This is a genomic window from Mesorhizobium sp. M1A.F.Ca.IN.020.04.1.1, from assembly GCF_003997315.1.
In the GTDB taxonomy this organism is placed as follows: domain Bacteria; phylum Pseudomonadota; class Alphaproteobacteria; order Rhizobiales; family Rhizobiaceae; genus Mesorhizobium.
Genome location: NZ_RZSN01000123.1, coordinates 1 through 18,235 on the forward strand (window position 1 = coordinate 1; position 18,235 = coordinate 18,235).

Annotated in this window: 21 protein-coding genes and 1 pseudogene; 8 read left to right on the plus strand and 14 right to left on the minus strand. The window is 59.3% G+C overall.

All coding sequences use genetic code 11. The annotated features are described in order from the left end of the window. Nucleotides 1–424 precede the first annotated feature (424 nt). A complete protein-coding gene (locus EOA49_RS32765) occupies nucleotides 425–595 on the minus strand; it encodes a hypothetical protein (protein WP_164746678.1) in 171 nt (56 codons plus the stop codon). 401 nt (nucleotides 596–996) lie between these two features. On the opposite strand from EOA49_RS32765, the pseudogene EOA49_RS22090 reads away from it, so the two are divergent. Together EOA49_RS22090 and EOA49_RS22095 are read left to right on the plus strand one after the other, a co-directional pair. Next, nucleotides 997–1,427: pseudogene (locus EOA49_RS22090) on the plus strand (amino acid ABC transporter permease); the annotation flags it as partial. Continuing rightward, nucleotides 1,424–2,167, plus strand: a complete 744-nt coding sequence (locus EOA49_RS22095) for an amino acid ABC transporter ATP-binding protein (RefSeq protein ID WP_127239852.1) — start codon at nucleotides 1,424–1,426, stop codon at nucleotides 2,165–2,167. The pseudogene EOA49_RS22090 and the gene EOA49_RS22095, both read left to right, overlap by 4 nt. Before the next feature lie 120 nt (nucleotides 2,168–2,287). Here EOA49_RS22095 and EOA49_RS22100 read toward each other — a convergent pair whose 3' ends face one another. From EOA49_RS22100 to EOA49_RS22145, 10 genes are all read right to left on the minus strand, one after another. Next, nucleotides 2,288–2,731, minus strand: coding sequence for an Lrp/AsnC family transcriptional regulator (locus EOA49_RS22100; protein ID WP_127215640.1), 444 nt, complete (start codon nucleotides 2,729–2,731; stop codon nucleotides 2,288–2,290). Beyond that, entirely contained in the window at nucleotides 2,728–3,537 is an 810-nt protein-coding gene (locus tag EOA49_RS22105; RefSeq protein ID WP_127215641.1) for a phosphotransferase, read from the minus strand. The genes EOA49_RS22100 and EOA49_RS22105 overlap by 4 nt, the downstream gene beginning before the upstream one ends. Nucleotides 3,538–3,551: 14 nt before the next feature. Continuing rightward, a complete protein-coding gene (locus EOA49_RS22110; protein WP_127215642.1) occupies nucleotides 3,552–4,961 on the minus strand; it encodes an aspartate ammonia-lyase in 1,410 nt (469 codons plus the stop codon). A 22-nt stretch (nucleotides 4,962–4,983) separates the two neighbouring features. Beyond that, nucleotides 4,984–6,213 (minus strand): aminotransferase class I/II-fold pyridoxal phosphate-dependent enzyme, encoded by a 1,230-nt coding sequence (locus tag EOA49_RS22115; protein WP_127239861.1) that lies wholly within the window; start codon nucleotides 6,211–6,213, stop codon nucleotides 4,984–4,986. Nucleotides 6,214–6,327: 114 nt separating this feature from the next. After that, nucleotides 6,328–7,017 (minus strand): ABC transporter permease, encoded by a 690-nt coding sequence (locus EOA49_RS22120; protein WP_095800025.1) that lies wholly within the window; start codon nucleotides 7,015–7,017, stop codon nucleotides 6,328–6,330. A 10-nt stretch (nucleotides 7,018–7,027) separates the two neighbouring features. Then, the gene (locus EOA49_RS22125) at nucleotides 7,028–7,750 is read right to left on the minus strand and encodes an ABC transporter permease subunit (protein WP_067330484.1); all 723 of its coding nucleotides are present in this window, start codon (nucleotides 7,748–7,750) and stop codon (nucleotides 7,028–7,030) included. Nucleotides 7,751–7,911: 161 nt separating this feature from the next. After that, nucleotides 7,912–8,682: a transporter substrate-binding domain-containing protein gene (locus EOA49_RS22130; protein ID WP_127239853.1), complete on the minus strand. Its 771-nt coding sequence runs from the start codon at nucleotides 8,680–8,682 to the stop codon at nucleotides 7,912–7,914. A 46-nt stretch (nucleotides 8,683–8,728) separates the two neighbouring features. Next, nucleotides 8,729–9,508: an ABC transporter ATP-binding protein gene (locus EOA49_RS22135; RefSeq protein ID WP_127239854.1), complete on the minus strand. Its 780-nt coding sequence runs from the start codon at nucleotides 9,506–9,508 to the stop codon at nucleotides 8,729–8,731. Nucleotides 9,509–9,644: 136 nt separating this feature from the next. Further along, nucleotides 9,645–11,054 carry an aldehyde dehydrogenase family protein gene (locus EOA49_RS22140; protein WP_127239855.1) on the minus strand — a complete coding sequence of 470 codons (1,410 nt, stop codon included), beginning with the start codon at nucleotides 11,052–11,054 and terminating at the stop codon, nucleotides 9,645–9,647. Beyond that, nucleotides 11,054–12,115 (minus strand): homoserine dehydrogenase, encoded by a 1,062-nt coding sequence (locus EOA49_RS22145; RefSeq protein WP_127239862.1) that lies wholly within the window; start codon nucleotides 12,113–12,115, stop codon nucleotides 11,054–11,056. The genes EOA49_RS22140 and EOA49_RS22145 overlap by 1 nt, the downstream gene beginning before the upstream one ends. 226 nt (nucleotides 12,116–12,341) lie before the next feature. On the opposite strand from EOA49_RS22145, the gene EOA49_RS22150 reads away from it, so the two are divergent. Then, complete coding sequence (locus EOA49_RS22150; protein ID WP_127239856.1) at nucleotides 12,342–12,812, plus strand: Lrp/AsnC family transcriptional regulator; 471 nt, start codon at nucleotides 12,342–12,344, stop codon at nucleotides 12,810–12,812. A gap of 177 nt (nucleotides 12,813–12,989) precedes the next feature. Here EOA49_RS22150 and EOA49_RS34135 read toward each other — a convergent pair whose 3' ends face one another. Beyond that, nucleotides 12,990–13,412 carry a PTS sugar transporter subunit IIA gene (locus tag EOA49_RS34135; protein ID WP_348626884.1) on the minus strand — a complete coding sequence of 141 codons (423 nt, stop codon included), beginning with the start codon at nucleotides 13,410–13,412 and terminating at the stop codon, nucleotides 12,990–12,992. Between the two features lie 429 nt (nucleotides 13,413–13,841). Here EOA49_RS34135 and EOA49_RS22160 point away from each other — a divergent pair, with 429 nt between their 5' ends. The 3 genes from EOA49_RS22160 to EOA49_RS22170 all read left to right on the plus strand — a co-directional run bounded on the left by EOA49_RS22160 (nucleotide 13,842) and on the right by EOA49_RS22170 (nucleotide 15,731). After that, entirely contained in the window at nucleotides 13,842–14,255 is a 414-nt protein-coding gene (locus EOA49_RS22160; protein WP_127239857.1) for a DUF5602 domain-containing protein, read from the plus strand. A gap of 101 nt (nucleotides 14,256–14,356) precedes the next feature. Further along, the gene (locus EOA49_RS22165; RefSeq protein ID WP_245460767.1) at nucleotides 14,357–14,800 is read left to right on the plus strand and encodes a plastocyanin/azurin family copper-binding protein; all 444 of its coding nucleotides are present in this window, start codon (nucleotides 14,357–14,359) and stop codon (nucleotides 14,798–14,800) included. A gap of 223 nt (nucleotides 14,801–15,023) precedes the next feature. Beyond that, entirely contained in the window at nucleotides 15,024–15,731 is a 708-nt protein-coding gene (locus EOA49_RS22170) for an ATP-binding protein (RefSeq protein ID WP_067330508.1), read from the plus strand. Here EOA49_RS22170 and EOA49_RS22175 read toward each other — a convergent pair. Further along, entirely contained in the window at nucleotides 15,721–16,572 is an 852-nt protein-coding gene (locus EOA49_RS22175) for a LysR family transcriptional regulator (RefSeq protein WP_127239859.1), read from the minus strand. The genes EOA49_RS22170 and EOA49_RS22175 overlap by 11 nt on opposite strands. Nucleotides 16,573–16,760: 188 nt before the next feature. Here EOA49_RS22175 and EOA49_RS22180 point away from each other — a divergent pair, with 188 nt between their 5' ends. Together EOA49_RS22180 and EOA49_RS22185 are read left to right on the plus strand one after the other, a co-directional pair. Continuing rightward, on the plus strand, nucleotides 16,761–17,519 hold the full coding sequence (locus EOA49_RS22180) for a gluconate 2-dehydrogenase subunit 3 family protein (protein ID WP_127239863.1): 759 nt from the start codon (nucleotides 16,761–16,763) through the stop codon (nucleotides 17,517–17,519). 27 nt (nucleotides 17,520–17,546) lie between these two features. Then, nucleotides 17,547–18,125, plus strand: coding sequence for a GMC family oxidoreductase (locus EOA49_RS22185; protein WP_127239860.1), 579 nt, complete (start codon nucleotides 17,547–17,549; stop codon nucleotides 18,123–18,125). Here EOA49_RS22185 and EOA49_RS22190 read toward each other — a convergent pair. Next, a partial coding sequence (locus EOA49_RS22190) for a transposase domain-containing protein (protein ID WP_164746876.1) occupies nucleotides 18,122–18,235 on the minus strand: 114 nt, incomplete at its 5' end. The two genes, EOA49_RS22185 and EOA49_RS22190, sit on opposite strands and share 4 nt — an antisense overlap.

Consider the following 18,235-nt stretch of genomic DNA (forward strand, 5'->3'; position numbering starts at 1 on the left):
GGTGGCGTGATTCGAACACGCGACCCCCTGATCCCAAATCAGGTGCGCTACCAGGCTGCGCTACACTCCGAACGGCATCCCCATAGGGTTCCGAACCATTTTGAGCAAGCCCCAAAATGGAAGAGCGGAACGAACGGCGTACATTGGCAGAGTTCGGCACGCAAAGTCCCACGGAAAGTCCCACAGTGTTGCCCAGTCGTTCCCCCTCCTGCTTTCGAGCCGAAGGTCAAAAATGTAATAAGTCTCGATGTCGGCTGCGGGCGATGGGCAGGCGCAGATTACGCGGCGGCGTACGGATGCGCGCCTAGCAACATCTCTATCGACCGCGCCCGCCGTTGAGCTTCGCGTCACCACACATCCACGTAACGAGGCCAGAGTCCTGTCAAATTGATCAGCAGGCCTAATGGCGGGTGGGTCACGGCCGCTATTCGCGTCGGTATCCCTGCGAAACTAAACGAACATCATAACGACGGTTGCCCCGATGATGATTCAGGACAAGCCCGCCGATCAGCATCGGCAGCAAGCTGCTGTCACGGTTGATGTTAGACTCGAACAGCCTTGAAACTGCCTTGCCGTTTTTCTTCGGCTTAACCATTCTCGTCTCCTTTCCAGAAAGAGCGCTCTTCCCATGCGGTAGTGTGACACCCGTCCAGTCGAAGCCTAGACTGCACCAAATTGTCCACACGCAGCCATCTCACGTAGTTCCAGCGTTCCTAGTGGCCCGCTGGCTCGCCCGTCGCCAATGCAGCCGGGGAACGGGGGTGCCTACGAGGAAGTTTTCGGGCATCATCGCGGTGTGTAGCGGTCAGGGGTGCTCGGAAATGAGGCCATCGCACCGCGCCCCGCAAGGCAGCGCTGCATCCCCATACGAGACGACTCCAAGCCCTCCGGGGAAATATGCAAATTGGTGGAACTCGGGAGCAGCTGAGTTTCGAGAACCGTCGACGCCTCATCTGCGGATTGTGCAAAGGCGGAGCCGCTCCCGAACCTGAGATGCTGCCGCAGCTCGGCTTCGTCATCAATGCCGTGCCCGCCGGCATACTGGCGCTGTCGCTCTGCTACGGCGCCTACATGACCGAGATCTTCCGCTCCGGCATTCAGAGCATCGATCGGGGCCAATGTGAGGCCTCGCGCTCCATGGGTTCGGCTTCGCCTTGACCATGCGCCGCATCATCCTGCCGCAGGCATTGCCGGTCATCATTCCGCCGACCGGCAACCAGTTCATCTCGATGCTGAAGGATTCTTCGCTGGTCTCCGTCATCGGCGTTTGGGAGCTGATGTTCCTGGCACGAACGCTCGGCCAGAAGACCTTCCAGCACATGGAAATGCTGATCTCGGCCGCCATCATTTATTGGGTGCTGTCGATCTGCCTCGAGCTGATCCAGTCGCGGATCGAACGGCACTACGCCAGGAGCAAAGTGCGATGAGCGCGCGGGTTATCATTGAAGCCAGGGCAGTTTCCAAATGGTACGGCCAGTTCCACGCGCTGAAGGACATCAACCTGACTGTCCACAAAGGCGAGCGCATCGTCATCTGCGGGCCGTCCGGCTCGGGCAAGTCGACACTGATCCGCTGCTTCAACCGCCTCGAAGCGCATCAGGGCGGCGATATCGTCGTCAACGGCGTCGCTCTGCATGGCAAGATGAAGAACCTCGCCGCCGTCCGCTCCAATGTTGGCATGGTGTTCCAGCACTTCAATCTGTTTCCGCATATGACGGTGTTGATGAACTGCATGGCCGGGCCAATGTGGGTCAAAGGTGTTTCCGCCATGGAAGCACGCAAGACCGCTATTCAGTTCCTCGAACGGGTCCGTATTCCCGAGCAGGCGAACAAGTTCCCGGTCCAGCTGTCGGGCGGCCAGCAACAGCGTGTCGCGATCGCCCGCAGCCTGTGCATGAAACCGGACGTCATGCTTTTCGACGAACCGACCTCTGCCCTCGACCCGGAAATGGTCTCGGAGGTGCTGGAGACCATGACTGGATTGGCCCGCGACGGCATGACCATGGTGTGTGTAACGCATGAGATGGGTTTTGCCCGTGCAGTGGCCGACCGCGTCATTTTCATGGACGCTGGGCAGATCGTCGAAGAGGGCACGCCCGACGAGTTTTTCAGTCACCCGCGCCACGAGCGAACGAAATTGTTCCTCAGCCAGATCTTGAAGCACTAGCCTTCCGGGAGAAGGTGGCTTTTCGACTTTCTTGCAGAAAGCGGACAGCCCGCTCTCGGCCCCCAAGTCGGACATCCCTCCCATCGGTCGCACGGCCTAAGGAGGGGAATCCATAAAGGTTCAACGCCGGATCATCGACGATAGCGCGAACGCTGTGAGGGTGTCTCGCACACCGGGCAATGCGGAAATCTCCTGCCAGATCTGCCGTGTGCGATCGGCCTCCGTCGCCTCTACACGGACGACCAGGTCGAATTCGCCGCTCATCACGTCGCAGGCGACGACCTCTGGGATCCGTCGCAGTGCTTGAATGACGTCGGCCCCCCGCATCCGGTCATTGCGATAAACAAACATCAGTGCCGCAATCGTTGAAGTCGCGATGCGTCCTTCGCCTGCAACGATCGTATATCCCCGAATTAGGCCATCCCGCTCCAGGCGTTCAATCCGCTGGCGGACGGCGTTGCGAGAAAGATTGACCCTCGCGGCCAGGTCCGCATGCGAAATACGCGCGTTCCTGGTCAGTTCCATAAGAATACGCTCGTCTGCCCGGTCAAGAAGCCTTTTCATGCGGCACCAATAGGAGTTTCTCTAGCTGCAAACAGGCTTTGCGCTGATAGGAACGCGTTCTCGGCACGAACCCGTAGATCAATACTACCTTCCGAAACAGCTATAAAAGTCGCAGCCGCAGCGAGAGCAAAGGCCGCCAGTGCTTGGCGCTCGTTGTCTTGCAACTGGCGGACGCGGCAATATCCCTTGAGAATTGCCTCCGCGCGCTCCCCATCCAGCGCCCCGTTGCTCAGCATCGTCCATCGAACCAACACGTCTGCCAGTTCTGCGATCAGGACATCGTCATGGCGAAGCCTGAAATTGATGATGCCACTGACGCAATCGCCGAGAAAAAACACATTGTCCGGAAACAGCGCCCCATGGATTGGTCCCCTTGGCAGTCCCTCCCTCTTTTCGGGAGAGGCAGGCATCAGCGTTCGATGGATCTGCGCGAGGCGCCGCCCGAGATCGAAACACTGGGCCGGGCTTGCGCAAGCCGATTGCGTGCCCTGGACAAAGCCGACCACCGCCACGAGCTTCCCGGACAGACGGATCGTCGCCCCGCCCGTTTCGGTGCGGAACGTTTTAGGGCAGGGAACACACGCGGCCGACAACAACTCCATGGTCCGAAACGCGCGTTCAAGATCGAACGGCTCAGCGCCGTTTTCAAACAGAGTGACGATGTACTCGCCCCGCTGTGACCGGAAGAGATAGGTCGTCTCGGTATCTCCGTCGGCAATGCCAATCACCGAGGTCAGCGGGGCTATGCCGTAGGCGACCGAAATCGCTTCGCGGTCATCGTCGGAAAGCTGGGTAAATACGGCCATGGTCGATTCGGGAGTTAAATGCGTTTCAGCACAACAGAGGAGGACTGCGCGACGCCGAAAATCTGATCCAGTTGTGCACGGCTGAACGAGCCATCGGCCTCAGCAGCCTGGCGAAGGCTTGTGCCGGAAGCGAGCGCCGCCTTGGCCAAGAGTGCAGCCTTGCTATATCCGACAACTGGATTGAGCGATGCGGCCAGAATGAGCGACTGATCATAGAGAAAGCGGCAGCGATCGGCATCCGCCTCGATGCCGTCGACGCAACGTTCGCGCAGGATATCCATGCCGCGCGCCAGAAGTCGCATCGATTGCAGGATGTTGAGAACGATCACGGGCTCCATCGCGTTTAACTGCAATTGTCCAGCGCTCGCCGCCAGTGTCACCGTCAGATCGTTGCCAATGATTTGAAAGCCAATCTGGTTCATCATCTCGGGAATGACTGGGTTGACCTTGCCCGGCATGATCGACGAGCCGGCCTGTCGCGGAGGCAATCTGATTTCACCAAGGCCAGCCCGAGGGCCACTGGAGAGCAGCCTCAAATCGTTACATATCTTGGAAAGCTTGACAGCGATCCGCTTCAGCGTGCCCGAAAACGACACAAAGGCTCCGGTGTCGGACGTTGCTTCCACGAAGTTGCGTGCCGGAACCATTTCAAGCCGAGAAATTTCCGAAAGATGACGGCAGGCGCTGACTGAGAATCCCTCGGGCGCATTTAAGCCGGTGCCGATGGCGGTGCCTCCGAGGTTCATTTCCCGCATCAGTTCCATGGCTTTTCGAAGCTGGATTATGTCTTCGTCAATGGTCTCGGCAAAAGCGTCGAACTCCTGACCAAGGAACATTGGAACCGCGTCCTGCAACTGGGTGCGTCCGACCTTGGCGATATTAGCGAATTCCTCACCCTTTCTGCCAAAGGTATCTCGCAGCCTTCGCTGCGCTTCGAGCACGACGGCGCAGCCGCGCATCACCGTTACCCGGATGGCCGTCGGATAGACATCGTTAGTCGACTGGGACAGGTTGACATGGTCATTGGGGTGAACCGCGGCGTAGTCGCCCGGCACCTTGCCTATCTCCAGAAGCGCCAGGTTCGCGACCACCTCATTGACGTTCATGTTGGTCGAGGTCCCGGCGCCTCCCTGCATCATGTCGATCGGGAAATGGTCGGTGAGGTCCTCGCAGGTGATCAGTCGATCGCAGGCTCGATCGATTGCATCGGCAACATCGGGAGCCAGTAGTTGCAGCTCCTTGTTGGTTCGTGCAGCCGCCTTTTTGACCATGGCAAGCGATTGAACGAATTCCGGGAAGTCCCGCAGGCGGATTCCGGATACGTCGAAATTCTCCGCTGCCCTCAGCGTGTGGATGCCGAACAGCGCGTCGGCGGGCAGATCCCGCTCGCCGAGCATATCGGTTTCGGTCCTCTCAACGGTCATCATATCCCCTCGCGCAAGAGCCTTAGGCACGCAGCGCCTGGTCAAGATCCTCGATCAGGTCGTCCACCGACTCCAGGCCAATGGAAAGGCGAAAGACGCCGTCTCCCGCGAAGGCGCGGTAGTCGTCGAGCTGAGCGCCCCGCAGACCGTAAGTCGATTTCATCATTTCGTTCGTATCGAGAAGGACAACGATGCTGCGCTGGTGACCAAGCGAAAAGGCGTAGTGCGCTACGCGGAGCCTGTCAGCGAGTTGGGCTGCCATCGCCTGCGGGTCGTCGGTCTGGAAGGTCAGAACTCCCCCGAATACATCCATCTGACGTGTTGCCAAGGCATGCTGCGGATGGCTTTCCAGGCCGGGGTAGGTGACAGACCTGATTTTTGGATGCTTGGCGAGAAAACGGGCGATCTGCATCGCAGAAGCGGACATGGTCCGGAGCCTGGGAAAGAGCGTGTCGATCCCGCGCATGATGAGCCAGGCATTCTGGGCAGACAAAGAAGCGCCGAGATAAACTCCAGTACGAGAGCGGATTTTTTCCACCAGATCCTTGCGCCCGCACACGGCGCCACCCAAGGCGTCGCCGTGCCCGTTGATGAACTTGGTCAGGGAGTGAATGACGAGATCGATGCCGAGTACGGCCGGGCGGGTCGCGACCGGCGTGGCAAGCGTGGAATCGACGGAAACCAGCGCGCCGCGTTCGTGTGCCAGCTTCGCGACTTCGGCCAGATCGGTCAGGCGCAGGATTGGATTGCAGGGGCTTTCGCAGTGGACGAGCCGCGTGTTGGGTCGGAAGGCTGCGACAACGTCGCCAATGACCGACATGTTCACGGCGCTCACCTCGATCCCGTACTCGGGCAATATGCGGTGTGCCAGTTCGTAGGCGCCGGCATAGCAGACGTCGCTGATGATCAGATGGTCCCCCCCTTTGAGAAAGGTCAGGAAGGTGGCTGCGATCGCGGCCACGCCGGTTGCTGTTGCGAGCGCATCCTCCGCACCTTCGAGTGCGGCCATGCGCTGCTCGAGCTGCCGCACGGTCGGATTGGTCCAGCGGGCATACAGAAACGGCAGAGCAGTCAGGTCTGATACCCCGTCCGCGGAAAAGGCGCCGTCACCAGGAACCAACATGTTGTTGACCGACATTGAGATGTTGGGCGCGATAGCCTTCGTGATCGGATCGATGGTCAGTCCGCCGTCGAGCGCCAGGGTTTCCCGACGTAGGACGACACCGCCGCTTACGGGCGACAACAGCGTCATGCGTGCATTCGAGCCCCAACCGTCAGTTGCGAAGGGAGTAGAGATGTTCGAGGACATGGAAGACCTTCCTGCAGAATTCCTTGAATTTCATCGTCTTGGGGCCGAGCTGATAATTCAGCTGCGAACCGGGATTTGCGCCTCGACGAGCCTGAAGGTGCGGGTGATCAGAAGCGTCAGCAAGATGTAGAACACCGTGACGATCATCAGCGGTTCATAAACGAGCAGGGTGTCCTGCCTCACCTTGTACGCGACGGCGTAGAGATCCATCACTGTCACGGTGAAGGCGAGGGGTGTCGCTTTCAGTTGCAGAACCACCTCGCCAGCTATCGTCGGCAGTGCGATACGTATGGCGCGAGGCAGCCAGATCCGTCTCAACAGCGTCCAGGAAGTCATACCGAACGAGCGACCTGCCTCGAGCTCGCCTTTCGGGACGGCGAGAAGCGCACCCCGCAGGACTTCGGCCTCATAGGCGGCGTAGTTGAGCGTGAAACTGAGCGCTGCGAAGAAGAAGCCCTCCCGCACTATCGGCCAGAGGAAGCTCGCGCGCAGCCCTGGTATCATCGGCAGCAGCGAACCGATGCCGTAATAGAGCAACCACAGTTGGATCAAAAGTGGCGTGCCGCGAAGGCAGGTGCAGTAGCAACGGGCAAGCCATTTCAGCCATCGCGGACCGCTGACCTGCGCGAGCGCAAGACCGATCGCCAGAATGAAGCCGACCCCGACGGAAATGACGAGAAGGAGGACCGTCTGAACCGCGCCTGCGGCAATGAGCGGCCAATAGGACGATACCCATGAGAAATTCATCGCGAGCGTCCTAAGCGGTTTTCGGCTGCCCGCGTCGATAGCGGCTCTCGAGGAGGCCGAAGACGACGTTGGAGACAAGCGTGATGACGAGATAGACGGCAGCGGCGACCAGGAAGAACAGAAAATAGTGCTTCGTGTTGCCGGCCGCGATCCGCGTGGCGAGCGCCAACTCCTGATAGCCGACGACCGCGATCAACGCACTGTCCTTCGTCACCGACATCCAGAGGTTGGCAAGCCCAGGCAGGGCATTCGGGATCAATGCCGGCAGAGCGATACGGCGAAACCTCAACCATGGGCGCATGCCGAAGGAACTGGCGGCCTCGATCTGTCCAACAGGAATCGCCAGGATTGCGCCACGAAACACTTCGGTCATGTAGGCGCCCTGGACGATTCCGAGCACTGCGATTGCCGCGACAAACCCGTTGATCTCGACATTGGGAAGCCCGAAGCTCGAGAGAATTCGGTTCAGACCGTCAGTGCCGGCATAGTACAGACCGATAATCAGGATCAGTTCGGGAATGGCCCGAACCGCAGTCGTATAGACGTCGAGAAGAAGCAGGACCGGCGGGTTGCCCTTGAGTTTGCCAAGAGCCCCGCCAAGACCAATCAGCATCCCGAGAAGGTAAGCACCCAACGATATCGAAATGGTGGAAAGCGCGCCTTTGAGAAGCACGCCGCCCCATCCAGGCGGATAGGGGGAAAGCATTTCCAGGATCGACTGGGAGGTCGACATCTGAGTTCAACCTTGATTTTTGGGCGGGAACGAGAGCCGCGAAGCGCGATGCTTCGCAGCCGGCGAACAACGCCGGCGGTGCACCGGCCAATGACCCGAGACAGAACCGGCGGACAAGCGGGCTACGGCAGATGCGCTTACGTCGTCTGCCGTAGCCACACTCATTCACCGTACGGGTCGAAATCGAAGTACTTCTTCGAGATTTCCGCATACTTTCCGTTTGCTCTGACAGCCGTAATTGCTGCATTGAGCTTCTCGCGCAGTGCCTGATCGCCTTTTCTCAGTCCACCGCCGATGCCCGATCCAAGGATGGCCGGATCGTCTTTCACATTTCCCATGTCCTTGCAGCATTCCTTGCCGAAGTCGGATTTGAGGAATTCCGATAGCGGTATGGAATCGCCGAAGACGTAGTCGATCCGGCCGGCGGCAAGATCCTGGAACGCCTCATCGAGCGTCGTGTAGGTTTTTTCCGATGCCTTGTCGGCGAAATATTTCTTGTAGTATTCGGACTGGATGGTCGACACCTGGATACCGATCGTCTTCCCCGAAACATCATCCGGCGAAGCTCCGGTCGTGCCATCCTTGGCGCCAATCAGTTTGCTCGGCGTGTTGTAGTATTTGTCGGTGAAGTCGATCGTCTGCTTGCGCTCGTCGGTGATCGACATCGACGACCAGATGACATCGAATTTTTTCGCCTGAAGCCCTGGAATGAGCCCGTCCCAGGACATGTCGACGACAGAGCAGGTTTCCTTCATCTCGGCGCAGACAGCATCCATCAGCTCGATTTCCCAGCCGACCCACTTGCCGGAGGGGTCTTTGGTGAAGAAGGGCGGATAGGCTTCGTTCATGATGCCAAAGCGAACTTCGGCACTCGCAGTGGCGATTGACAGGGCGAGCGCGGCCCCTGTCAGCAGGATGGACAGCAATTTCATTCAATTCCCCTTTCTTGAGTTTTCGTCAGGTTGGAAACAGGGAGGGTCAGCCGCTCAACGCGCCGGTAAATTCTCGGCAACGGGCAGTTATCGGCGCACCGAAGACTTGATCCGGCGACCCTTCTTCTTCGACGCGCCCCTGATGCAGGAACATCACGTGACTGGAGACGTCGCGAGCGAATTTCATCTCATGTGTCACGAGGAGCATCGTTCGGCCCTCGTCCGCGAGATCTCGGATAACCTTCAGGACCTCGCCGACAAGTTCAGGATCCAGGGCGGAAGTAGGCTCGTCGAACAGCATCACGGCCGGGTCGACACAAAGGGCACGAGCGATGGACGCGCGCTGCTGTTGGCCGCCCGACAGGAAGGCCGGATAGGCGTGCCGTTTCTCATAAAGTCCGACCTTCGCAAGCAAACTGTCGGCCCGATCGATCGCCTCGCTGCGGCTCACCCCCAGCACATGAACCGGGGCCTCGATGGCATTCTGGAGCACCGTCAGGTGGGGCCAGAGATTGAAACTCTGGAACACCATGGCCAGGCCAGTCCGCATACGCTCGATCTGCCGCCAGTTGGCCGGATACCCCCGTCCGCCTTGGCCGGACTTCATGAGAACCTCTTCGCCATTGATGACAAAGCGGCCGCGATCCGGAATCTCGAGAAAGTTGATGCACCGCAGAAAGGTGCTTTTGCCTGACCCCGAAGACCCGATGAGCGAAATGACATCGCCCTTCTCAGCCGACAGCGATATCCCTCTGAGGACTTCATGGTTGGCATAGCTCTTGTGGACATTGTCCACGAGCAAGGCAGGAGGGGCCTTTTTCGTCATGCCTGTAGTTCCCTGCGGAATTCTGATTGGGTTTTGCCGGATAGTAGCCGGCCCGGTATGCGGCCTTCCCGCGTATTCGTGGTCAGACGCGCGGAAAATGAGCTCTCAAGGCGGCTCTTTTGCGGGAGAAAGACAGCTAGGCTCGATTGATGCAGATGACCTTTGGCTGTGTCATCTCTTCGTAGGCAAAGCGAACGCCTTCACGCCCCATGGCGCCATACTTGAAACCGCCGAACGGCATGGCATCAAACCGATAATCGGAAGAGTCGTTGATCATCACTCCTCCTGCCTCGATCTGCCCGGCGGCATCCAATGCGTCGCCGATGTTGTTGGTGAAGACGCCTGCGTGCAGGCTGTATTCGGGACCGTTCGCCATCACGATCGCATCGGCGAGTGTATCGAAGGATTGCAGGAGGACGACGGGCGCGAAGACTTCCTCCGCCCACAATCGACATGTCTTCGGCACACCTTCCAGCACGGTTGGCTGATAGACTGTTCCTGCTCGACGGTGCCCGCACAGGAGCTTTGCTCCCGCGGCAATGGCGTCGTCGACCATCGTCTCCGCGCGTTTGGCCGCCTGTTCCGAAATCATCGGGCCGACGTCGGTATCCTCGCGCTCTGGATTGCCGGCAAGCAGGTTGCGCGTACCAGCCACGAACGCTTCACGGAACCGCTCATAGACCGGCGCCTGGATGATAATCCGCTGGGTGCCGATGCAATTCTGGCCGGCAGCCCAGTACGCGCCCGACACGCACGCATCGACCGCCTTGGCGAAGTCACAATCCGCCAGGACTACGACAGGTGCATTGCCGCCGAGATCCATGGCGAGCTTCTTCAGCCCTGCTGTCCTGGCAATTGCTTCTCCGGTCGCAAAACCTCCGGTGAACGACACCATTCGGACATCGCGCGCCGAGACGATCGCGCTGCCCAGGTCGGCGCCGCCGACAGCGACCGTGACGATCTCCTCAGGCAACCCGGCTTCGACCAGCGTTTCGACAAGGCGGATCGCCGAAAGCGGGGTCAGTTCGGACGGCTTCAGCAAGACGGCGTTGCCGCCGGCGATTGCCGGCCCGAGCTTATGGGCGACGAGATTGAGCGGGTCGTTGTAAGGAGTAATCGCTGCGATGATCCCTAGCGGCTCCCGCGTGAACCAGCCCTGACGCGCCTCGGAACCGGCGTAAGCGTCGAACGGAATGACCTCACCGGCGTTGCGTTTTGCTTCTTCCGCGGAGAGCTTCAGCGTGTTGACGCACCGAGAGGCTTCCTTGCGGGCCTGGACGATGGTTTTGCCGGCTTCCCGTACAATCAAGCGGGCAAAATCTTCGTTCTGGCGCTCGACGGCGCTGGCGGCCCTTTCCAATAAAGTCGCTCGCTGGTGTCTCGGCAGCGCTCTCGACAAGACAGCTCCGGTTTTGGCGCGATTTATGAGCGCCGCAATCTGGTCGGCAGCCGTGCTTTCGACGCTGCCGACCACCGTTCCATCATAGGGATTTCTGACGGCTATCTGCTCGAACACATCGGCGACACGCAATTTTGCAGCGGTCATCACGCGGCCTCCTTCTTGTCGGCGGAAGGGCGGCACTGATGGATGGTGATGATGTCCGAGAGGAGCGCATAGGCCGTCTCGACCCTGCCTGCGCCGGGTCCGGTCACCGTCACCGCGCCGAGAAGGTCTGTCTTGAGCGAGATGGCGTTGATCGCCCCGCCAACGGCGGCGAGCGCATGATCGAGCGCAAGGCGCTGCGGTGCCACACGGGCTGCGATACCACCGTCCTGGCGAACCGAGGCCGAGCCGATCAGCTTCCAGCGATAGCCTTCTCGCGTCGCCGCGTCGATATCGGCCACGGTCAGGCCCGAAATGCCCTTGCAGTCCACGTCCTGCGGCGTCAGCTTTCCACCGAGTAGTTCATTTGCGAGGATGACGACTTTCAACCGGACATCGTGACCTTCAACATCGGCAGTAGGGTCGGCTTCCGCATAACCGAGGTCCTTTGCTTCTTTTACCGCCTCCGCGAAGGAAAGCCCGCCCTCCATGCGGCCAAGAACAAAGTTCGAGGTGCCGTTCAGAATCCCTTCGAAACCATGAAGCCCGGCGCCCGCGAGCGTCCTTTGGGCCATACGAATGACCGGGGTGCCGCTCATGACAGCCCCCTCATGTTCAAACATCACGCCGTGCCGCGCCCCGAGTGCCTTCAGCTCCGCGGCCGCCAGGGCAACCGGGCCCTTGTTGGTTGTGACGACGTGCTTGCCGCTTTCGAGTGCCCAACGGCAATGGGATACGGCCGGCTCGCCATCGACCGGATTGGTGAAGGTCGCCTCGGCGACAATGTCAGCCGGAGCCTGCTTGATGACCTTTTCGTTGTCGGCTTCGGCACTGCCGCCGGACAGTTGTGCGAACCCGCCCCTCGCGAATCTGGTTTCCACCAGCATGCGCGCGTCGATTCCGTTGGGAGAAATGACTGAGCCGAGATGGAGATCGGTAACAGCGACGATGTTTAAACGGAAGCCGAGTTCGGCATTCCAACGATCATTGCTTCCTGCGATCAGCTCGGCCAAGGCGCGGTTGACACCGCCGAAACCGATAAGCGCGATATTGTGCTGTGTCATGCCAATTCCTCTCGTGAGCGATGGATCGATGATGAACGAGCCGAGAGGCAGGTCGAAGCTCGCAGAATGGCCAAAGAACTGGTCAGCCTGCACGCTGAGCCGGCAAAATGCCCGGAACGCGCAAAACTCATCAATTGTCGCGGGAGAAGCGAGCATCGGCCAAATTTTGACGATTGACCGCGATTGGGAACTATAGTCAGCGGAAAGTCTCAGGCGCGAGGAGAAAATGGCGGAGTTACTGGATCAGTTCGACCGAACCATCCTTGAGATCATGCAGCGGGATTGTCAGATGAAGGCGGAAGCCATTGGAGAGATGGTTGGCCTTTCAGCGTCCGCTGTTCAGCGTCGCATTAAGCGGATGCGGGAGGAAGGGATCATCTCCGCGGAAATCGCCCTTGTGGACCGCAAGGTTGCTGGAAGTCCGATGACGTTCATTGTCGGAATGGAGATCGAGCGCGAAAACTACGATGCTCTATCGAAATTCCGGGCTTGGGTCGAGAAACAGGATCACATCCAACAGGTCTACTATGTGACTGGATCAGTGGATCTCGTTGCAATCATCACGGCACAGGATGTGGAGCAGTACGACGAGATCACCGCGCAGATCATGTCCCAAAATCCACAGATCAAGCGAATGCACACCAATGTTGTCCTCAAGGACATAAAAACAGGAATGTTTGTCCCAGTATCGCCATAGCAAATGCGACCGTGGTGATGTTTACAGTCTCGGCAATGCTTGCCGGCGTGGCGGTGATCGTGACCGCGCCGGTAGGCTTCGTTGGTACGCGAAAGCTGTCGGTGCGCTGTCCGAGCATCTGATCCGGGGAAATATGCAAATTGGTGGAACTCGGGAGCAGCTGAGTTTCGAGAACCGTCAACGCCTCATCTGCGGATTGTGCAAGGCGGAGCCGCTCCCGAACCTGAGATGCCCGAAGCAGCCGGCATATTCGCGAAAGGGCAGGGAGGAAGGCGGAAGAGGCTGAGCGCGGCCAAAGGATCGTGTAAACGAGATCGACTGGGTCGTCGTCGGGACCTCGAAATCCACAGGCGGGGCCAAGCGTGTCAAAGACGCGACAGGCGAGGAGATGTTCTCCAGCAGAGCGTGCGGGATCGCAACGCCACGACCGATGCCAGTCGAGGCGAGGCGCTCGCGGTCGAAAAGACTGCGGAGAACCACCTTCTCGTCAAGTCCACTCCTTCGAGCGATCCTGATCGCGATTTTCGACAAGGCTGATTGCTTTCCCTTTGTCACAAGGTCAAGCGAGATGTCTTCTTCCAACAAGATGGGGGACATCATCGGGGTCAAACCTCCGCGTCGATCCAAACGCAGGCGCAAATGAGTGTTCAGCCGCGCTGCTTAGGCAGAGCCGAAATCACTTTCGAATGAAGTTGAGATCCTGGCCGTCCCGGACGCGAAGCCAGGGCCCTCTCGCGTCCGGGTTAATGGCCCGTTTTGAGGCGTTTCGGCATTCGCCGGAAATCGAGGTTAAAAATATGCATAGCAGTTCGAAGATAGTGAAAGATTTTTCGAAATCAAGCAAACCGTACGCGACCTGACGAGCAAAAATAGTGCACTGAGACAACAGTTAATTTCGGTTGACGACCGGAACAGTCTCCTGCTTGCTGGTTGGAACGCGATAAGGCCGTCTCACCAATGAATATCGGTTGTCGACCTTCCTATAGATCAACGGTGGTCGCATTTTTAGTTCAACAAGGAGATCCCGTAATGAAAAAACTCATCCTCGCAGTGGCCTTCACAACGGGCGGTTCGCTTTGCGCCATGGCGGCGGATGAGGTCACCAAAGCCCCACCAGCGGCTCCTTACGAACAGGTCAGCAAGCTCGTGAAGCTGCCCGACTTCCTCCCGGGCATGGGCCAACTTTTCGTCGATCCGACGACATTGCCTGCCGGCCCGTTCCTTGCCTATGACCATCACGGCAAGCTTGTCAGCACCATCTACATGCTGCCGATCAAGGATCTCAATCCGGACAAGCGTTTGGACGACCTCAAGGCGCCGGGCGGCAATGTCGACCATGTCGACATTTACTACAATGCCGGGCATCCCGGCGTTCCGGAACCGCACGTCCACGCCGTGTTGTGGCACGTCTCTGCCGCCGACGAAGCACGTGTCGCCAAATGAGCGTCACACGTCGTCAGGTACTGGGCGGGGGTGGCTGGCTTGTGGCTGCCCTTTCCCTCTCTCCCCAGGTCGCGTGGGCCGACGAGGTGGTGGAAATCAGAATGCGAGGCCGCGACGACGGCTCACAGGTCTGGTTCGACCCGATCGGCATCCTGGTCGAACCGGGACAGACGGTGCGCTGGACGAATCTCAATTCCGGCAATTCGCACACGGCGACTGCCTACAGTCCGACGAACTTCGAGAGACCGCGCCGCATGCCCAAGGCGGCAAAACCGTGGGATTCCGATTACCTCCTGCCCAACGAGAGCTTTTCGGTCATTTTCACCGAGAAGGGGGTCTATGACTACTATTGCATCCCGCATGAGCACGCCGGAATGGTCGGACGTATCATCGTCGGAGCGCCCGAGGCACATGGCTGGACCGAGCTGGTTGGCCCGAATGGCGATCTGCCGGAGGCGGCCCTCAAGGCATTTCCGAAAGTCGAAGACATCATGACACGAGGGTTCGTCCGGCGCGATCAGACCATGCCTACGGGACCGGGCTGAAACAAGGAAGGATTGGATACTGCGTCAGACCGGGGCACGAGTTCCCGGCTGTCGTCGATTGGGGACGGCTCTCATGACAGGCGACGTGCATACATGCGAAAATCAGTCGCGGTCTCAAGCTGGGCGAGGCGGGCGCTCTCAGTTGCTGGACGCTTCTATCGATGGCTGGGCCGTAGTCGAGGGACGCGAGCGTGCGAGGAATCGCCTTGCTGCATTGGGGGAGATGACTGGCGGCATTGCGCATGACTTCAGGAACCTGCTGGCGGTCATCGAGTCCGGCCTGAGGCTTGCCGAAGCAAGAGCCGACGAGCCCAACCGTGTGAGGGCCTGCATCACGCTGGCGCGGGAAGGAATCAATCGCGGGATCGATTTGACCTCGCAGCTCCTCGCCTTTGCAAAGCACCAGGAACTTGATGCTCATGCTGGCGACGTGAATGAATTCCTCAGATCCTTCGCGCCTTTGCTGAGGTACGGCGGCGGACCCGATGTGCGCGTCGAGCTTGAACTCGGTGCAGAAACTCCCGACTGCCTGATCGATCCCGCATTGTTCGACACCGCAGTGCTTAATCTCGTCGTCAACGCGCGCGATGCCATGCCAAATGGCGGCGAGATCAGAGTCATCACCGGACCGTTGGTGCAGGAGACCGCGACACCCGATCCGCCGGGGCCGGGAACCTATGTCTGCGTTAGCGTCAAGGACCAAGGTTGCGGCATGACCGCCGAAGTGTTGCGAAACGCGTTCGATCCTTTCTTCACCACGAAGGGTGAGGAAGGTACCGGCATGGGGCTGCCGCAAGTGCGCGCATTGATGCGTATGATCGGCGGCCATGTTCGCATTGCAAGCGAGCCGGGGATTGGGACGACAGTCGACCTGCTGTTCCCGTCAATCCGACCGGATGTAAAAGCCTCGTCAAGAATGACTAGAATTTAACGTCGCCGCCTGCAACGGCATGTAATCCTGACAGGGCAGGACCTACTACGCTTCCATCCGCACTTGCGGACTGCACCGCATAGACCGGATAGGAGAACTGGGGCATTTCAGGCACAAGATGAAGCCGGCCGGCTTCTATGTGAGGTTGCACGGAGCTCATTCGAAAATATCCGGACCCGCCAGCGGCCAGAACATAGTTCAATCCGAGCGGACCGAGGTCGAAGGAAAGATCCGGCGCAGCACTCGGGAAATTCACGCCGTGATGAAGCTCAAAATCCGGCCCCCAATCCATATAGACATAATCGGATCCGTCCAGGAGTTGCGCTTCGGGGTTGGTGGTCGCGAGAACCAGTTTTTCCTCAAGAAGCAGATCGATCTTCAAGCCCGGTCTGTGTGGGGGCGCGTACATGATGGCTATGTCGACCATTCCCGAGGCGACCTGGTTGATCAGGTCCTGTGGCACGTCGACGTGTACTCGCAGCGCGATATCCTGAAGCGAGTGGCGCATCCAGCGGACCCAGTCGAGCAGAAGAGGTTGCGCAAGGCTGACTTCGCTGCCGACCGTCAGGACGGCCCGTCGTCCCGGAGGCACGGCAACCTGATGAAGGGTGCGTTGCCATAGTTGGACGAACATCGGAGCGTGGCGCAGAAATTGCTCACCCGCGGGAGTGAGCGAAGCGCCCCCCTTATGCCGAACGAAGAGTGGTCGGCCCAATTGTTGCTCAAGGTTGCGGATCCGTGCGCTGACGGTCGTCTGGGCGACGTTCAAGCGCTCCGAGGCGCGAATAAAGCTCCCGGTCGAGACGATCTCAATGAAGGTGCGAGCGAGTTCAATATCCATGACCGCTAATAGCATAAAAATTGCGCTTAAATGTCAATGAATTTCGTTTGCCACATAGTGGGCGCGAACATTAGGCTCTCCGAATACTCACCGGATTGAGCGCTGAATGCGGCGCAGCGCCGGGATGGACCGGGCATAGGCCTCTCCATCCTCACCCTCGTTTTGCCCGCAGTGTCACAGGAGCGATCATGTCGACGAAAGAAAAGAACGGCCAAGGCGATGTCGGACGTCGTGACTTTCTAAAACTGTTCGGCGCAGCCGGCGCGGCAGCGGGCACCCTGCCGTTTGGCGGATCCACATCGGCGGACGAGATCGTGGCAGCTGCCGCCACGGAGACGAAGCACCATCACGCCGCCGAACCTCGTGCCCGAGGCGGTGGCTACGAATTCTTCAATGTCGACGAATCCGCCTTCGTCGAGGCGGCGGTCGACACGCTCATTCCAAAGGATGCGGCCGGTCCCGGAGCCAAGGAGCTTGGCGTGGCGACATACATCGACCGGCAGATGGCCAGCGGATACGGCAAGGGCGACCGGCTTTATCTGGAAGGGCCGTTCGGCGAGGGTACGCCCGGGCAGGGATATCAATTGCCGATGACGCCCTCGGAACTGATCCGGGCGGGAATCGCCGACGTCAATGCCGTCGTACAGAAAAGCCACAAGAACAGCTTCGCGGCCCTTTCGGCAAAGGACCGCGCCGCCATTATGGCGGACCTTAAGGCCACGAAGATCGAGCTTCCAACGGTGCCCGCTGCAACCTTCTTCAGCCTCCTTCTGCAGCTCACGATCGAGGGTTATTTCGCGGACCCGATGTACGGCGGGAACAAGGACGCGGCTGCCTGGAAGATGATCGGCTTCCCCGGCGCAGATGCCATGTACGCGGACAAGATCGAGCCGTTCCGGAACAAGCCCTACAAGGCTGAACCGAAGGGCATCCAGGACCTCATTTGATCGCCGCAAGAAAAAGGAGACTTTGACATGGCCACCAAACTGAACCCGGTCGATGTGCTGATTGTCGGTCTGGGGTGGACAGGCGGCATCATTGCCAAGGAGCTTGCATCCACCAAGCTCAAGATCGTCGCCCTTGAGCGGGGAGGCCCGCGTGACACCAATCCGGATTTCATCGATCCTGAAATCCACGACGAACTGCGCTACGCCGCCCGCCACGACCTCATGCAGAACGTGCGGCGGGAAACCATCACATTCCGCAATAGTGAATCGCAAACGGCGCTGCCGATGCGTCAACTCGGCTCGTTCTTGCCAGGGCAGGGTGTCGGCGGTGCCGGCGTGCATTGGAACGGCGTGACCTGGCGCTGGCTCGAATGGGATCATCAGGCGCGCACCCGGACCGTCGACAGGTACGGCGAAAAGATCATCCCTTCGGACATGCACCTGCAGGACTGGCCGATCACCTATGACGATCTCGAACCCTATTACGACAAGTTCGAAAAGACCTGCGGCACCTCCGGCAAGGCCGGCAATCTCAACGGCAAGAAAATCGACGGCGGCAATATCTTCGAGGGCGCGCGTAAGGAGGATTGTAAGCGGTGTTCTTAGGCCACGGCCTTAAGCTCGGGAGCGGCGATGAAGGCCCAGGGCAGAAGCTCGTCGATCTGGCTGTTCGGGTGGCCGTTGACGATCCTGGCGAGCACGTCGGCGAGGTAGCC

Excerpts from the sequence above, each read along its gene's own strand:
- EOA49_RS32765 (WP_164746678.1), bottom strand. The coding sequence starts at position 595 with ATGGTTAAGCCGAAGAAAAACGGCAAGGCAGTTTCAAGGCTGTTCGAG.
- EOA49_RS22095 (WP_127239852.1), top strand. The coding sequence starts at position 1,424 with ATGAGCGCGCGGGTTATCATTGAAGCCAGGGCAGTTTCCAAATGGTAC.
- EOA49_RS22100 (WP_127215640.1), bottom strand. The coding sequence starts at position 2,731 with ATGAAAAGGCTTCTTGACCGGGCAGACGAGCGTATTCTTATGGAACTG.
- EOA49_RS22105 (WP_127215641.1), bottom strand. The coding sequence starts at position 3,537 with ATGGCCGTATTTACCCAGCTTTCCGACGATGACCGCGAAGCGATTTCG.
- EOA49_RS22110 (WP_127215642.1), bottom strand. The coding sequence starts at position 4,961 with ATGACCGTTGAGAGGACCGAAACCGATATGCTCGGCGAGCGGGATCTG.
- EOA49_RS22115 (WP_127239861.1), bottom strand. The coding sequence starts at position 6,213 with ATGACGCTGTTGTCGCCCGTAAGCGGCGGTGTCGTCCTACGTCGGGAA.
- EOA49_RS22120 (WP_095800025.1), bottom strand. The coding sequence starts at position 7,017 with ATGAATTTCTCATGGGTATCGTCCTATTGGCCGCTCATTGCCGCAGGC.
- EOA49_RS22125 (WP_067330484.1), bottom strand. The coding sequence starts at position 7,750 with ATGTCGACCTCCCAGTCGATCCTGGAAATGCTTTCCCCCTATCCGCCT.
- EOA49_RS22130 (WP_127239853.1), bottom strand. The coding sequence starts at position 8,682 with ATGAAATTGCTGTCCATCCTGCTGACAGGGGCCGCGCTCGCCCTGTCA.
- EOA49_RS22135 (WP_127239854.1), bottom strand. The coding sequence starts at position 9,508 with ATGACGAAAAAGGCCCCTCCTGCCTTGCTCGTGGACAATGTCCACAAG.
- EOA49_RS22140 (WP_127239855.1), bottom strand. The coding sequence starts at position 11,054 with ATGACCGCTGCAAAATTGCGTGTCGCCGATGTGTTCGAGCAGATAGCC.
- EOA49_RS22145 (WP_127239862.1), bottom strand. The coding sequence starts at position 12,115 with ATGACACAGCACAATATCGCGCTTATCGGTTTCGGCGGTGTCAACCGC.
- EOA49_RS22150 (WP_127239856.1), top strand. The coding sequence starts at position 12,342 with ATGGCGGAGTTACTGGATCAGTTCGACCGAACCATCCTTGAGATCATG.
- EOA49_RS34135 (WP_348626884.1), bottom strand. The coding sequence starts at position 13,412 with ATGATGTCCCCCATCTTGTTGGAAGAAGACATCTCGCTTGACCTTGTG.
- EOA49_RS22160 (WP_127239857.1), top strand. The coding sequence starts at position 13,842 with ATGAAAAAACTCATCCTCGCAGTGGCCTTCACAACGGGCGGTTCGCTT.
- EOA49_RS22165 (WP_245460767.1), top strand. The coding sequence starts at position 14,357 with ATGCGAGGCCGCGACGACGGCTCACAGGTCTGGTTCGACCCGATCGGC.
- EOA49_RS22170 (WP_067330508.1), top strand. The coding sequence starts at position 15,024 with ATGACTGGCGGCATTGCGCATGACTTCAGGAACCTGCTGGCGGTCATC.
- EOA49_RS22175 (WP_127239859.1), bottom strand. The coding sequence starts at position 16,572 with ATGGATATTGAACTCGCTCGCACCTTCATTGAGATCGTCTCGACCGGG.
- EOA49_RS22180 (WP_127239863.1), top strand. The coding sequence starts at position 16,761 with ATGTCGACGAAAGAAAAGAACGGCCAAGGCGATGTCGGACGTCGTGAC.
- EOA49_RS22185 (WP_127239860.1), top strand. The coding sequence starts at position 17,547 with ATGGCCACCAAACTGAACCCGGTCGATGTGCTGATTGTCGGTCTGGGG.